This is a genomic window from Roseobacter sp. HKCCD5988 (assembly GCF_037830355.1).
Classification (GTDB): domain Bacteria; phylum Pseudomonadota; class Alphaproteobacteria; order Rhodobacterales; family Rhodobacteraceae; genus M30B80.
The window spans coordinates 711,632-726,704 of record NZ_JBBLYJ010000001.1; the positions used below are offsets into that span (position 1 = coordinate 711,632).

Sequence of the window (15,073 nt, forward strand, 5' to 3'; positions counted from 1 at the left end):
GAGATTTCGAGCATGACAACAGTCACCCGTTTTGCGCCGTCCCCAACTGGCTATTTGCACGTTGGCAACCTGCGCACGGCTTTGTTCAATCACCTGATTGCGCGGCGCACAGGCGGCAAATTTATCTTGCGCCTTGATGATACGGATCCCGAACGCTCAAAGCAGGAATATGCGGATGCGATCCGCGAAGATTTGGAGTGGCTGGGCCTGACTTGGGATCAGGAGGAGCGCCAATCGGCGCGGCTTGATCGATACGAGGCCGCCGCCCAAGACTTGCGCGACAAAGGACGATTTTACGAGGCGTTTGAAACGCCCACAGAACTCGACCTTAAGCGCAAAAAACAACTGAATATGGGGCAGCCGCCCGTCTATGATCGCGCTGCGCTTAAATTGAGCGAGACCGAGCGCGATGCATTGCGCGCGGAGCGTGGTATGGGCGTTTGGCGGTTCTTGTTGGATCAAGAACGGATCGAGTGGACGGATGGCATTTTGGGCGATTTGTCGATTGACGCGGCCAGCCTGTCTGACCCTGTTTTGATCCGTCAAGATGGGCAGTTTTTGTATACATTGGCCTCGGTGGTTGATGACACAGATATGGGCATCACCCATGTTGTGCGCGGGTCGGATCACGTGACCAACACAGCGACACAAATCCAGATTATGGCTGCCCTTGGCTTTGCTGCGCCTAACTTCGCGCATCATTCACTTTTGACAGGCCCGCAGGGTGAGGCGTTATCGAAACGACTTGGCACTTTGGCCTTGCGCGATTTGCGCGCAGCAGGGGTGCATCCTATGGCGTTGTTGTCGTTGATGGCGCGGCTTGGATCCTCCCAACCTGTTGAGATTGCAAGCAGTCTTGATGAGTTGGCTGCTGGATTTGATTTGGCGCATTTTGGCGCGGCCCCGACAAAATTTGATGTTGATGATTTATATCCGCTGACCGCACGCATTCTGGCAGCGCAAGATTTAAGCGTGGTGGCAGATGCGGTGCGGGCTGCGGGGGTGCCAGATGATCTCGCACCCCTATTCTGGCAGGTGACGCGTGAAAACATCACCACGCTGCATGATCTGGCGGGGTGGTGGCAGCTGTGCCGTGATGGTGCGGCCCCATTGGTAGACGCAGAGGATCAAGCATTCATTGCCGAGGCCCTCGCCCTGCTGCCTGAGCCACCTTACGGGCCAGAGGCATGGTCGAACTGGACGAACGCGGTGAAAGACGCCACGGGACGCAAGGGGAAATCCCTTTTCATGCCGCTGCGCAAAGCTGTGACAGGGCGTGAGCGCGGGCCTGAAATGGCCGATCTTTTGCAGTTGTTGCAAAACAAGCCCACGCTGTAAGCGCCTGTTGAAAGCACTGCCTTTTTCATGCCACCCTAATCACCATTGGGGTGGCAAATAGAAAGGTTCAGGTTCTCGTGAACGCGCAAGCCGCAAAACCGCCAAAATTCCCCGAGATTTGCCAGACGGGTTATGCTGGACTGGTTGTGCGCTTTGGCGATCAATTGAGCGAAGCAGGCAATCGCGCAAGCCTTGCCTTCGCTGCTGAGGTGACTGCCGCAGGTCTGGCGGGGGTTTTGGAAGTCTCAACCGCCCTGCAATCTGTCCTTTTGCGGTATGACCCGCTGCTTGTATCCCCTGAAGCACTCCGCGAGGATCTCGCGGCGGTTCTTAAGCAGCGCGATTGGTATGCTGCATCCCTGCCTCAGGGGCGCGCGCGTTGGGAGGTGCCTGCCTGTTTTGGCGGTGCATATGGCCCAGAATTCGAACAGGCTTGTTCGCTCGCAGGTGTCAGTCAGGCTGAGGCGGTTGCAGAATTGTGTGCAACCCCGCTTCGGGTTCAGGCAATCGGGTTTGCGCCGTCACAGCCCTATTTGGGAGAGTTGCCACCCAATTGGGACTTCCCAAGACAGGCAACCCTAAATCCGCAGGTGCCAAAAGGGGCGTTGGTTGCAGCAATTCGCCAGATTGTTCTGTTTTCCGTACCATCGCCAACGGGCTGGCTGCATATTGGTCAAACGGGCCTCAGCCTGTTTAACCCCGCGCGTGACCCCGCCTTCATGTTGCGGGCGGGAGACGAAATTGCACTTCGGCCTGTTTCTGAGGCGGAATTTGAGACGTCATGTGCCGCCGCGCCATATGGCGGTGCTGTACGGCGGGCTCTGCCATGACGGCAACTTTTCTTTTTCACCAAGCAGGGCCTGCCGTGACTGTGCAGGATTTGGGGTGGCACGGCTATGTCGCCCAAGGTGTGTCGCGCGGCGGGGCGATAGATATAGCAGCGATGGCAGAGGGCGCGGCCTTGTTAGGGCAATCGCCCAACTTTGCAGCGTTAGAGATGGCAGGGTTCGGCGGTGTCTTTAGCGCCACCCGCGACTGCGTCATCGCGCTGACGGGGGCCGAGATGCGCGCGGATTTGGACGGGCGTGCTTTGGCATGGAACGCAACCCATGCTGTGCCTGCGGGCGCGAAACTGAAGATCGGGCCTGTCATGCGCGGAGTTTATGGGTATCTGCATATATCAGGCGGATTTGAGCCACCATTGATCTTGCAGGGGCGCGGAACGCATTTGGCCGCAGGCCTGCGCGCGGCAATTTGCGCGGGGGCGGAACTGCCCTTTGGCGCATCCTCCGCGACCCGAGCAGGCCTGTCCCTAAATGTGGCAGATCGCAGTGCGGGCGGTGTCATTCGCATTTTGCCGACCCTACAAAGTGATATGTTCGGAGCTGATCTGTTAGCGGCGTTTCAAAATACAAGTTTCACGCGCGACCCGCGCAGCAATCGGATGGGGGTGCGCTTGGCCGCGCCCGATGCGCCCAATTTCGCACCTGAGGCCGCGCGCAATATCCTTTCTGATATTGTGATGGAGGGGGATATCCAGATCACAGGCGATGGAACACCTTATGTTTTGATGGCCGAAAGCCAGACGACAGGGGGCTATCCACGGATCGCGCAGGTTCTGCCTTGTGATTTGCCGCGTTTGGCGCAACTCTCAAGCGGGGCCGAGGTCAGGTTTCAGATGATCAGCCACGGCGAGGCGGTAGAGATTGAGCGCACCGCACAGGCTGCGCGCGCGCAACTTGGGGCCATGTGTAAGCCAGTTTTGCGTGACCCGCGCGAGGCAGGTGATCTTCTGGCAATGCAATTGATCAGCGGTGTCACCGCTGGGGAGGACGAGGGATGAAGGTCGATCTCAATGCCGATTTAGGCGAAGGTTTTGGCCCTTGGCCAATGGGGGCTGATACGGCGATGATGGATGTGATTTCATCGGCCAATATCGCCTGCGGCTTTCACGCGGGCGATCCCGATCAAATGCTAAAATCCATGGCAGCTGCAGTGGCGCGTGGCGTGGGCTTAGGCGCGCATCCGGGGTTTCCTGATTTGCAAGGGTTTGGACGGCGCCCGATGCAGATGAGCCATGCAGAGGTGGCCAATATGGTAACCTATCAAACAGGCGCTGCCATGGCGATGGCGCGCGCGGCGGGGGGGCGCTTGCGCCATGTCAAATTGCATGGGGCCTTGGCCAACATGGCGGCTGATGATGCGGCCCTTGCACGCGCCGCCTATGAAGGGGCGTTGCGGGCGGATCCTGACCTGATCGTTATGGTGATTGCTGGCACAGATCAGGAAGAAGCTGCCCTTGCCATCGGTGTCCCAATCGCGCGCGAGATTTTTGCGGATCGGGCCTATTTGCCAAATGCCCGCCTGCAAGATCGCAACATTGCAGGCGCGGTGATCCATGATCCAGAGCAGGTCGCGACACGCATTTTGGCGATGTTGCAGGAGGCCGCGATTATTGCCGAGGATGGAACCCGCATCCCCACACAAATTGATACAATCTGCCTGCATGGGGATACGCCGCAGGCGGTTGAGATTGCCCGTAATTTGCGCACGCGCCTTGAGGCGGAGAATATCCAAATCGCGCAATTTTAATTGTTTCTGCGAAGGTTCTGCCGTTTTTTGTGGCGCAATAGTCGTAAATGGTGCGATTATTCTTGATGCTCTGCGCGGCATTAATTATGATAGACCCATATACAGGGAGACATTGCGCCACTTGCGCAAGGCCGAAGGAGCAACCGCCCCGGTAAACTCTCAGGCAAAAGAACCTGTATGTGCGAAAACTCTGGAGAGTGATGCGGTGTTGCGCATCCGCCGAAGGGATAACGATCTCAGGCGAAAGGACAGAGGGGGCATCGACAGCCGATTTTTCGGCGTAACCGATTCCGAGTACATCTCGGGGTGTTGGAGGGTTGATGACCGCGGGGCTTTTGGAACTGCCACTTAAGGGGCTTCACGCAGAACTAGGCGGAAAATTCGTGCCTTTTGCGGGCTACTCTATGCCCGTGCAATATGCTGCGGGCGTGATGGCCGAACATCTTTGGACGCGCGAAAAGGCGGGACTGTTTGATGTCTCGCATATGGGGCAGGTGCGGCTGCCCTTAGATCAAGCTTCGGCACTTGAGCGGATCGCGCCCATTGAGGTTGAAGGCCTCGCAGAGGGTCGCCAGCGCTATGGTTTCCTCACCAATGAGGCGGGTGGTTTGGTCGATGATTTCATGATCGCGCGCTATGAAGATTGTTTCGTTATCGTGATCAATGCCGCCCGCCGCGCCGAGGATTTGGCACTGTTTGAGAAACATTTGAAGGGCTTTGAGGTCATCACTGACCGTGCCCTTTTGGCTTTGCAGGGGCCACTGGCCGAAAGCGCGCTTGCGCGTCTGCTGCCTGATGTAGCGACACTGCGCTTTATGGATGTGCGCAGATTGACATGGCAAGGTTCGGAGCTGTGGCTGAGCCGTTCTGGCTATACGGGCGAGGATGGGTTTGAGATTTCCGTGCCTGTGCCCGTCTGCAATGCCTTCGCCCGCGCTTTATTGGCGATGGATGAGGTTGCGCCCATTGGTTTGGGGGCGCGTGACAGTCTGCGGATGGAGGCGGGCCTGCCCTTATATGGCAACGATCTTTCCGAAACCATTTCCCCAGTTGAGGCAGGCTTGTCTTGGGGTATTTCCAAATCACGCCGCCCCGATGGGGCCAAGGCGGGCGGGTATTTGGGTGTTGGGGTAATTGCCTCTCATCTTGCGGGTGAAGCTGCGCGCAAACGGATCGGTCTTGTGCCAGAGGGGCGCGCGCCGATGCGCGGCGGTGTGCCCCTGTTTTTGTCAGAGACAAGCCAAACACAAATCGGCGAGATCACTTCGGGTGGGTTTAGCCCAAGCCTGGGTCACCCGATTGCGATGGCGCTGGTGCAATCTGACACGGATGCAGATGCGCCAATCTGGGGCGAATTGCGTGGCAAACGACATCCTATGCGGCAGGTTGATCTGCCATTTTTCAAAACATCCTACAAACGATAAGACAGGGAGACATCCAAATGCGTTTCACAGAAGAACATGAATGGTTGTTGGTCGATGGTGATCTGGTTGTGGTCGGCATCACCGAACACGCGGCCACTCAATTGGGTGATGTGGTTTTCGTAGAATTGCCAGAGCTTGAGACTGCAGCCGCGAAGGGTGATGAGGTTGTGGTTATTGAATCTGTCAAAGCGGCCTCTGATATCTTGGCCCCGCTGGATGGTGAGATTGTCGAGGTCAATGACGCCTTGGTTGATAACCCCTCTTTGGTCAATGACGATCCCACCGGTGAGGCGTGGTTCTTTAAGATGAAGGTAGACGATCTCTCTGCGGTCGATGCCTACATGACCGAGGATGAATACAAAGATTTCATTGGCGAATAAGCCCCCCGAGCAGGTGTGAGACATGACAAAGTGGATGCGTGAAACCTATGATCCGACCGATTTTGGCAATCGCCGCCATATCGGGCCTTCCCCTGCCGAAATGGCAGAGATGTTAAAGGTGATCGGTGCACCAGATTTGGATGCGCTGATTGATGAAACATTGCCGAAGGATATTCGTCAGACCAAGCCACTTGAATGGGCGGCGATGTCTGAGGCGGAATTGCTGGCGCATATGCGCGAGATTGCAGCCAAGAATAAGGTCATGGTTTCGATGATTGGGCAGGGGTATTACAACACCCATACCCCGCCTGCGATCCAACGCAATGTCTTGGAAAACCCTGCTTGGTATACGGCCTATACCCCCTATCAGCCTGAGATCAGCCAAGGCCGCCTTGAGGCCCTGCTCAATTTCCAGACGATGGTTGCTGACTTAACAGGGCTTGAGATTGCCAATGCTTCGCTTCTTGATGAGGCCACCGCCTGCGCCGAAGCGATGGTGATGGCCGAGCGCGTTGCAAAATCAAAGGCGCGTGGTTTCTTCATCGACCAAAATTGCCACCCGCAAAATATTGCCGTGATGCAGCGCCGTGCAGAACCTTTGGGGATTGAGGTGATTGTGGGCGATCCGAAGGATATGGACGCAAGCACGGTCTTTGGTGCGATTTTTCAATATCCAGGCACATTTGGGGATCTCCATGATCCATCTGCGCAAGTTGCGGCCTTGCATGCTGCAAATGCCGTGGCGATTGTTTGCACGGATTTGCTGGCCCTAACAGTTCTGCGCGAGCCTGGGGCGATTGGCGCCGATATCGCGGTGGGCTCAGCGCAACGCTTTGGTGTGCCGCTGGGATATGGTGGCCCGCACGCAGCATTTCTTTCCTGTCGCGAGGCCTATAAGCGGGCCATCCCGGGTCGGCTTGTTGGCGTATCGGTCGATGCGCAGGGGCGCCGTGCCTATCGGCTGTCCTTGCAGACGCGCGAGCAGCATATTCGCCGCGAGAAAGCCACCTCGAATGTCTGCACTGCGCAGGCGCTTTTGGCCGTCATGGCCTCGCTTTATGCGGTGTTCCACGGCCCGCGCGGATTGCGCGCGATTGCGCAGCGGGTGCATTTGCACGCAGCGCGTCTCGCCAAAAGTCTGGAGGCGGGCGGCTTTGCGCCGCTGACGCAAAGCTATTTTGACACGATCACAGTCAAGGTCGGGGCCAAACAATCGCGGATCATGGCCGCGGCTGTGGCGCGGGGGATCAACCTGCGTGATGTTGGTCAAGATCGGATTGGTATTTCCGTGGATGAGGTGACAACCGAAGCCCATTTGGCCGCGGTCTGTGAGGCGTTTGGCACACCGCTTTTGGATGCGGTTGAAGCGCCATCTATCCCTGACGCGCTCTTGCGGGAAACAGAGTATCTCACCCATCCGATTTTCCACATGAACCGCGCGGAATCCGAGATGATGCGGTATATGCGCCGCCTGTCGGATCGTGACTTGGCACTGGATCGTGCCATGATCCCGCTTGGCTCTTGCACGATGAAGCTGAACGCCGCGGTTGAGATGATGCCAATCACATGGCCCGAATTTGGCGGGCTGCACCCTTTTGCGCCACAAGATCAGGCCGAGGGCTATGCGCAAATGCTGGCGGCCCTGTCGGATTATCTGTGCGAGATCACAGGCTATGATGCGATGTCGATGCAGCCCAATTCGGGTGCACAAGGTGAATATGCAGGCCTTTTGACCATTGCCGCCTATCATCAGGCGCGCGGGGATCATCATCGCAAGATCTGTCTGATCCCTGTTTCCGCACATGGCACCAACCCTGCCTCTGCACAGATGGCGGGAATGGATGTGGTTGTGGTCAAATCTGCGGAAAACGGTGATGTTGATCTTGAAGATTTCCGCGCCAAGGCCGAGGCGGCGGGTGATCGTCTGGCCGCTTGCATGATCACCTATCCGTCCACCCATGGCGTGTTTGAAGGCACGGTGCGCGAGATTTGTGAGATCACTCATGCCCATGGGGGCCAAGTCTATCTGGATGGTGCGAACCTCAACGCCATGGTGGGCCTGTCCAAACCCGGTGAGATCGGGGCAGATGTGAGCCACTTGAACTTGCACAAAACCTTCTGCATCCCGCATGGTGGTGGCGGGCCGGGCATGGGGCCGATTGGCGTGAAGGCGCATCTTGCCCCCTATCTGCCGGGACATCCAGAATTGGACAGCGACCAAGGGCCTGTGTCGGGCGCGCCCTATGGTTCGGCTTCGATCTTGCCGATTTCTTATGCCTATATCAAATTGATGGGTGGGGCAGGTCTGACGCAGGCCACCAAAATCGCAATTCTCAATGCCAATTACATCGCCACGCGCCTATCGGATGCCTATCCGATCCTTTTCACAGGGCAGGGCGGGCATATCGCGCATGAATGCATCCTTGATTGCCGCCCCTTTGCCGAGGCGGGCGTGACGGTCGATGATATCGCCAAGCGTCTGATGGATAACGGTTTTCACGCGCCCACGATGAGTTGGCCTGTGGCAGGCACATTGATGGTCGAGCCAACCGAAAGCGAAACCAAGGCGGAGATTGACCGCTTCTGCGATGCAATGCTCGCTATTCGGGCGGAGATTGCCGATGTCGAGGCGGGCAAAATCGCCGCCGAAGACAGCCCCTTGCGCCATGCGCCCCATACGGTCGAAGATTTGGTTGGCCCATGGGAGCGCGCCTATAGCCGCGAGGTGGGTTGCTTCCCTGCGGGGGCGTTCCGCGTTGATAAATATTGGCCGCCCGTGAACCGCGTGGACAATGTCTATGGCGACAGGCATCTGATTTGCACCTGCCCGCCCGTCACAGATTATCTGGACGCGGCGGAATAGGCCCTAACCCCCGAAGCGGCGATACAGCTGATCGAGCGTGTAGGTTTTGGCTGCTTCGGGATGTGGCTCTGAGACAACATTTGGGTCTGCGGGCAGACAATTCTCGCCGCAGACCTGACGCATCACGCCCCTCTGGCCATCAATAAACCATAACCGCCCCGCAGGGGTGGCGACCCATCCATTCGTGCCACGGCTCATATCGCCCTCAACATCAATCGTGGAGGGCACCTCATTATCATAGCGCGGATCAAAAGCCGCATGGGTGTGCCAAGAGGATATAATCCGCATCCCCGCAGGCGCATCCATCATCGCGCAACTGTCGCGCCCGCCCCAACTGGATTTCGAACTGGACAAGCGCCCCGCTTGATCGCGCAGGACGTAGCCACAGACCTCGCGGTTATAGGTGATGGAATGGCGGTTCATGGAGTGCATCAGTGCCATGACCAATTGCTGTTCATCCGCATCTTGCGCATGGGCGGGCAGGCCGAGGCATAGGCCAACGAACAGACTTGCAAGGGTCAACTTCATCTTGGGCGGTGCTCCCTGAACCAGTTGCCTATAAGATAAAGGAATTGGGGGAGTAAACCAGAGCTTAGGTTTGGGAAATCTAGGAACTCATGCCGTGTTTCTTAAGATTGGCGAGTGTGGGGTCTGCGCTCACGGAGTTGAAAATGAATGCAGCGTTCGGGTTCATCGTCAGAATCCACCCGAGAGAAAGCCGCCCCGCAGCGGGGCGGCTTTGTTATCTCACCGCGCGAATTTCTTGTATTTCACCCGTTTCGGCTCAAGCGCATCTGGCCCGAGGCGGCGTTTTTTGTCTTCTTCGTAATCGGAGAAGGCGCCTTCGAACCATTCCACATGGGCCTCGCCTTCGAAGGCGAGGATATGGGTGCAGATGCGGTCAAGGAAGAAGCGGTCGTGGCTGATCACCACGGCGCAGCCTGCGAAATCCGTCAGCGCGTCTTCGAGCGCGCGCAGGGTTTCCACGTCTAAATCGTTGGTCGGTTCGTCCAACAGAAGAACATTTCCTCCTGATTTCAAAAGTTTGGCCATATGCACGCGGTTGCGTTCGCCCCCTGACAGAAGGCCCACTTTCTTTTGCTGATCTCCGCCTTTGAAGTTGAAGGCCGAGCAATAAGCGCGGCTGTTCATCGTGGCATCGCCCAGTTCGATGATCTCGGCCCCGCCCGAAACCTCTTCCCAAACTGTTTTTTCTGGATCCAGTGCATCGCGGGATTGGTCGACATAGGACAGCTTGACCGTATCGCCATATTCAAGCGTGCCCGCGTCAGGCCCTTCTTGGCCCGTCAGCATCCGAAACAGCGTGGATTTACCCGCGCCGTTTGGCCCGATCACGCCCACGATCCCGCCAGGCGGCAAGCTAAAGCTGAGATCTTCGATCAATAACTTGTCGCCATAGGCCTTGGTCAGGTTTTCGATTTCGATCACCTTTTGACCCAAGCGTGGCCCATTGGGGATGACGATCTGTGCGCGGCTGATTTTATCGCGCTCGGATTGGCCCGCCAATTCTTCATAGGCGTTGATACGGGCCTTTTGCTTGGCCTGACGCGCCTTTGCGCCCTGTCTGATCCATTCCAATTCGCGCTCAAGAGTTTTCTGGCGCGATTTATCCTCGCGGGCTTCTTGCTCAAGGCGTTTGGCTTTTTGCTCCAGCCAGCTTGAGTAATTGCCTTCGTATGGAATGCCGCGGCCGCGGTCGAGTTCGAGAATCCAGCCTGTGATGTCGTCCAAAAAGTAACGGTCATGGGTGACGATCAAAATCGTGCCTTTGTAGTCGATCAAATGCTGCTGCAACCAAGCGATGGTTTCCGCGTCCAAGTGGTTGGTCGGTTCGTCCAACAGCAGCATATCAGGCGCTTCAAGCAGCAATTTGCACAGCGCCACGCGGCGGCGTTCCCCGCCTGAAAGATGCTCTGGCATGGCCTCATCGGGCGGGCAGCGCAAGGCCTCCATGGCCACATCAATCTGGCTGTCGAGATCCCACAGGTTGTTGCTGTCAATCTCATCTTGCAACGCGGCCATTTCATCGGCGGTTTCATCCGAATAGTTCATGGCCAATTCGTTAAAGCGATCGAGCTTGGCTTTTTTCTCGGCCACACCCAGCATGACGTTTTCGCGCACTGTGAGGGTTTCATCGAGTTGCGGCTCTTGGGGCAGATAGCCCACCTTTGCGCCTTGCGCGGCCCATGCCTCGCCAGAGAAGTCCTTGTCCCAGCCCGCCATAATCCGCAGCAATGTGGATTTACCTGCGCCGTTGACACCGACCACACCGATTTTCACACCGGGCAAGAAGCTGAGGCGGATATTCTCGAAGCATTTCTTGCCACCAGGATAGGTCTTAGAGACACCGTCCATGTGGTAGACATATTGATAGGAGGCCATGCGTGCGTTGTCCTTTGAGAGTGGATTTTTTCCTCTTCTAATGGGGATGGCTGCTTTCGGCAATCGCTTCGCCTGCTTTCCTTGCGGCTTTGCTTCGTGATAGAGGCGAAGGTGGACCTATGATTTGTCGTGGAAGTTTATCCCGTGTTTCGCCACACCTTGCCTTTTGCCCCTGAGGCTGCCCGCATTGGCCTCTTTGGTGGTTCGTTTGATCCGCCACATGCGGGGCATTTGCATATCAGTCGTGAGGCGCTCAAGCGGCTGCGCTTGGATCAGGTTTGGTGGTTGGTAAGTCCAGGTAATCCGTTGAAATCTCGCGGGCCTGCGCCCCTTGATGCGCGGATTAACGCCGCGCGGGCCTTGCAAGCGGGCCATCCGAAACTGCGGGTCACGGGCATTGAAGCGCAGCTTGGCACAAGGTTCACTGCGCAGACCTTGCGACAAATGCAGGCGCTTTATCCAAAGCTGCGGTTTGTGTGGATGATGGGGGCTGATAATTTGGCCCAGTTTCACCTGTGGCAGGATTGGCAGGAGATCATCTCAAGTCTACCGATTGCTGTTTTTGCGCGCCCGCAAGCGGGGTTGCCTGCCCGCTTCTCGAAAGCTGCGCGCGCGTACGATGCCGCGCGGGTGGCGCCTGAATTGGCCTATAGCTTGGCCGATTACGAAGCCCCAGCTTGGACTTATCTTACCCTACCTTTGCGCAGTGAAAGTTCATCACAATTGCGCGCAGCGGGTGTATGGTCTTGAGAAACCCGTTCGGGCTTGGCTTACTGCGCGGCAAGATTGGCAAAGGATAACGAGGTGGGCAGATGATCACGCGGCGCGGGGTTTTGGCGGGTGGTATCTCGGCTGCGGCAAGCGCGGCCTATGGGCAGGCCCCGTTGTCCTCCCTCGTGCCGATGCCGCGTCCGACCGCGCCCACCCCCGCAGGTGCCGCAGGTCTTGAGAACCTTATTGCCGCAAGCCCCTATCAAGGCGCGGTGGCCGCTGTTGTGGCCGATGCGCGCACGGGCGAGATATTACAGGGCCATAACGCCAGCGCAAACTTGCCCCCCGCAAGCACGATGAAGGTTTTAACCACGCTTTACGCGTTGGACGCCCTTGGGGCAGGCTATCGATTTGCAACGCGGGTTTTGGCCACGGGAAATTTGCGAAACGGGCGGCTTGAAGGGGATCTTTGGCTGTATGGCGAGGGGGATCCCCATTTGGACACCACGGGGCTTGCCACGCTGGTCACGGGCCTGCGCGATATAGGTCTGCGCGAGGTGACAGGCGCGCTGCACCTCGTGGATACATCCCTGCCGTCCATTCCCCTTATTGATGCGACACAGGCCGATTATGCGGGGTATAATCCTGCAATTTCGGGTCTGAACTTGAATTTTAACAGGGTCTATCTGGCATGGGAGCAGGGAACGAATGGCCTACAGGTTGGGCTTGATTCCCGCGCTGATGACTTGCGCCCTGCGGTTTTGGGAATTGGCTTGACTGTCGCGGATCGCGCGGCCCCTATTTTGGACTACCGCGCGGAAACTGCAACGGCGCGCGAGGGTTGGTCGGTGGCCAGATCGGCCCTTACGGGTGAGGGGGGGCGCTGGTTGCCTGTGCGCAATACGGCCGCCTATGTGGGCGAAGTTTTTGCCTCGCTTGCGCGATCCTCTGGCATTGTGCTGAGCAGGGTGCAGCGCGCAACTGCCGTGCCGTCTGAGGCCGTGGTTCTTTCGGAAATTTCAAGCGCGCCCCTTGATGGGATGCTGCGCTCTATGCTGCGCTATTCGACAAATCTCACGGCTGAGGTCGTAGGATTGCGCGCAACACAAACCCTAACGGGGGCGGCCAATCCAAGTTTGCGCCAATCTGCCGATCACATGGCGGCACGGCTTGAAGGGCGCTATGTGTCGGGGCGGGCTGAGTTACACGATCATTCTGGGTTGCAGGATTTAAGCCAGATGACGCCTGTGCAAATGGTGCAGGCTTTGGTTGCGGCGGGGCCAAGGGGGCGCTTGCGAAACCTGTTGCGGGCGCATCGCGTGAATGACGAGGTGCAAGCCCAAATTGGCACGGCCGAGATTGTCACCAAAACAGGCACGTTGAATTTTGTCTCGACCTTGACCGGCTATATTGAGGGTCCCAATCGGCCCTTAGCCTTTGCAATTTTCAATGCGGATTTGCCCCGCCGTGCGGCGCTTGGCCCTGAGGAGCGCGACCGCCCCCCCGGTGGGCGGACATGGATAGGTCGCGCCCGCACATTGCAAAATGATATGCTAGTGTCATGGCTGCGCGGCTTTGGCTGACATTTACCGATCAGGCGGCGTCCAATCTTGCGGCGGAACTTTGCGCCGCTTCAGTCTCAGCGCAAGGCCGATGGCCACACCCGTAGCGATTGCAACGGTTAGATCCGTGAAGACTGTCAAAACGAGCGTTAGCACAAAGAGGCCACGATCAGAGACGGGCCCCGCTGTTACATAGCTGCGCCAATGATGTGGTTCGGACATATTCCAAGCTGTCAGCAACAGAAGCCCGCCCAAAGCGGGCAGGGCCAAGTAATTTGCTAAAGGCGCTGCAAAAAGAAAGACCAACAAGATGACCCCCGCATGCACCATCCCCGCAACAGGGGTTGTGCCGCCTGCGCGAACATTGGTCGCCGTGCGTGCAATCGCACCCGTTGCGGGAAGCGATCCAAAGGCCGCACATGCCAGATTGGCGACACCTTGCGACATCAATTCTGCATTTGGGCGATGCACATTCTTGGTCATCCGATCTGCGACCATCGCCGATAAAAGCGACTCGATCCCTGCCAGAAAGGCGATGATGAGGGCAGAGGGCAGCAATTCCAACACGCGCTCATAGGTGATCTGGGGCAGGGACGGCCAAGGGAATTCGGTGGGTAATGCGCCAAAGCGACTGCCGATTGTGGCCACATCAGGTAGGGACATAAACGCCAGTCCAGACGCCCCCGCGACAGCTAAAATCAAGCCCGGGAAGCGTGGAAAGAACCGCCGCAACAGGACGATGGCCGCCATGGTTGCAAGGCCAATCGCAAAGCTTGGCAGTGCGATTTGATCACGCGCCTGCCAAATAGCGGCCAGTTTTCCCAAGAAATGCGCGGGCGCATCATTTAAGGGAATTCCCAAAAAATCGGGCAGTTGGCTTGTGGCGATAATCACCGCAATGCCAACGGTAAATCCGTTGATCACGGGTTCTGGCACATGCGCGATGAGGCTGCCTGCACGAAACAGTGCAGCGAGCGATAGGATCACGCCCGCGATCAGCGTGGCCAATACCAAGCCATCCATCCCATGTTGAGAGATGACATCATAGACTACAACGATGAACGCGCCTGTTGGCCCGCCAATTTGCACATGACTGCCGCCAAGGGCGGAAATTAGGAACCCGCCCACAATCGCGGTGATCAGCCCATGAATGGGTTCTGCACCCGAGGCGATCGCAATCGCAAGGCATAGGGGAATGGCCACCATCGCCACAGTGACGCCTGCAAAAACGTCACGCGTTGCTGCCGCTGCCGTATAGCCCGGCCACGTGCTTAGGATTTGTGGTTTCATGGTGCCGCCATCGAATCGCGGCGAAAATTGCCGCCTTAAAGTGTAATATGCCGCGCGCGTGCGCCGCGTTCAATCGCTGCCGCCGCAAGACGATCAATGTCCAATTGATAGCGGATTTCCATTAGCATACGCAGTTCCGTTTGCCCCAATAACCCATCTGCGGCGGCCACATCGCAGCACAGCGCATATGCGGTTTCATGGAGCTTTTCTGGCAAGGCTTGGTTCACTAGACCAAACAGCGCATCCAAGCCATCTTCCTCTTCGAACAGGTCGAACACAGTTTTTGAGACATTTTGCATCCGATCTGCATCGTAATTGGCAAAGACTGGCAAGTTATTCACTAAGGCCTCGATGGTGACCAGCTCAGCGGTGCCGACTGACTCATCCGAGAGCGAGACTGCCATCATGAGCGCAACGAGCGCGTCTTGCGCAGAAAGGGAGGTTTCAGAGCTCATGCGGGATCCTTTCAGGGTTCTGTTTTGGGTTTAGATTATTGACCCCGCTCGGTTG

The 15,073-nt window shown here is 57.3% G+C and carries 13 protein-coding genes and 2 riboswitches; of the genes, 9 read left to right on the top strand and 4 right to left on the bottom strand.

What is annotated here, in order from left to right; translation table 11 throughout:
- Window positions 1-12 precede the first annotated feature (12 nt).
- The 7 genes from gltX to gcvP all read left to right on the top strand — a co-directional run bounded on the left by gltX (window position 13) and on the right by gcvP (window position 8,597).
- Window positions 13-1,338 carry a glutamate--tRNA ligase gene (gene gltX / locus AAC636_RS03560; RefSeq protein ID WP_340300433.1) on the top strand — a complete coding sequence of 442 codons (1,326 nt, stop codon included), beginning with the start codon at window positions 13-15 and terminating at the stop codon, window positions 1,336-1,338.
- Window positions 1,339-1,415: 77 nt separating this feature from the next.
- Window positions 1,416-2,168 (top strand): 5-oxoprolinase subunit B family protein, encoded by a 753-nt coding sequence (locus tag AAC636_RS03565; RefSeq protein WP_340300434.1) that lies wholly within the window; start codon window positions 1,416-1,418, stop codon window positions 2,166-2,168.
- Complete coding sequence (locus AAC636_RS03570) at window positions 2,165-3,181, top strand: 5-oxoprolinase subunit C family protein (RefSeq protein WP_340300435.1); 1,017 nt, start codon at window positions 2,165-2,167, stop codon at window positions 3,179-3,181. The genes AAC636_RS03565 and AAC636_RS03570 overlap by 4 nt, the downstream gene beginning before the upstream one ends.
- Entirely contained in the window at window positions 3,178-3,930 is a 753-nt protein-coding gene (locus AAC636_RS03575; RefSeq protein ID WP_340300436.1) for a LamB/YcsF family protein, read from the top strand. The genes AAC636_RS03570 and AAC636_RS03575 overlap by 4 nt, the downstream gene beginning before the upstream one ends.
- Before the next feature lie 93 nt (window positions 3,931-4,023).
- Window positions 4,024-4,115, top strand: a riboswitch (glycine riboswitch).
- 3 nt (window positions 4,116-4,118) lie between these two features.
- Window positions 4,119-4,184: riboswitch (glycine riboswitch) on the top strand.
- Window positions 4,185-4,250: 66 nt separating this feature from the next.
- Window positions 4,251-5,354 carry a glycine cleavage system aminomethyltransferase GcvT gene (gcvT, locus tag AAC636_RS03580; RefSeq protein WP_340300437.1) on the top strand — a complete coding sequence of 368 codons (1,104 nt, stop codon included), beginning with the start codon at window positions 4,251-4,253 and terminating at the stop codon, window positions 5,352-5,354.
- A 17-nt stretch (window positions 5,355-5,371) separates the two neighbouring features.
- The gene (gene gcvH / locus AAC636_RS03585; RefSeq protein WP_340244695.1) at window positions 5,372-5,734 is read left to right on the top strand and encodes a glycine cleavage system protein GcvH; all 363 of its coding nucleotides are present in this window, start codon (window positions 5,372-5,374) and stop codon (window positions 5,732-5,734) included.
- Between the two features lie 22 nt (window positions 5,735-5,756).
- The gene (gene gcvP / locus AAC636_RS03590) at window positions 5,757-8,597 is read left to right on the top strand and encodes an aminomethyl-transferring glycine dehydrogenase (protein WP_340300438.1); all 2,841 of its coding nucleotides are present in this window, start codon (window positions 5,757-5,759) and stop codon (window positions 8,595-8,597) included.
- 3 nt (window positions 8,598-8,600) lie between these two features.
- On the opposite strand, the gene AAC636_RS03595 is transcribed toward gcvP, so the two are convergent.
- Both AAC636_RS03595 and ettA read right to left on the bottom strand, forming a co-directional pair.
- On the bottom strand, window positions 8,601-9,125 hold the full coding sequence (locus AAC636_RS03595) for a DUF4329 domain-containing protein (protein ID WP_340300439.1): 525 nt from the start codon (window positions 9,123-9,125) through the stop codon (window positions 8,601-8,603).
- 219 nt (window positions 9,126-9,344) lie between these two features.
- On the bottom strand, window positions 9,345-11,000 hold the full coding sequence (gene ettA, locus AAC636_RS03600) for an energy-dependent translational throttle protein EttA (RefSeq protein ID WP_317656403.1): 1,656 nt from the start codon (window positions 10,998-11,000) through the stop codon (window positions 9,345-9,347).
- Window positions 11,001-11,129: 129 nt separating this feature from the next.
- On the opposite strand from ettA, the gene AAC636_RS03605 reads away from it, so the two are divergent.
- Window positions 11,130-11,750: a nicotinate-nucleotide adenylyltransferase gene (locus tag AAC636_RS03605; protein ID WP_340261728.1), complete on the top strand. Its 621-nt coding sequence runs from the start codon at window positions 11,130-11,132 to the stop codon at window positions 11,748-11,750.
- A gap of 62 nt (window positions 11,751-11,812) precedes the next feature.
- Complete coding sequence (gene dacB, locus AAC636_RS03610) at window positions 11,813-13,294, top strand: D-alanyl-D-alanine carboxypeptidase/D-alanyl-D-alanine endopeptidase (RefSeq protein ID WP_340300440.1); 1,482 nt, start codon at window positions 11,813-11,815, stop codon at window positions 13,292-13,294.
- A gap of 3 nt (window positions 13,295-13,297) precedes the next feature.
- On the opposite strand, the gene AAC636_RS03615 is transcribed toward dacB, so the two are convergent.
- Window positions 13,298-14,563 (bottom strand): SulP family inorganic anion transporter, encoded by a 1,266-nt coding sequence (locus AAC636_RS03615; protein ID WP_340300441.1) that lies wholly within the window; start codon window positions 14,561-14,563, stop codon window positions 13,298-13,300.
- 35 nt (window positions 14,564-14,598) lie between these two features.
- Window positions 14,599-15,018, bottom strand: coding sequence for a tellurite resistance TerB family protein (locus AAC636_RS03620; protein WP_317656398.1), 420 nt, complete (start codon window positions 15,016-15,018; stop codon window positions 14,599-14,601).
- Window positions 15,019-15,073 lie beyond the last annotated feature (55 nt).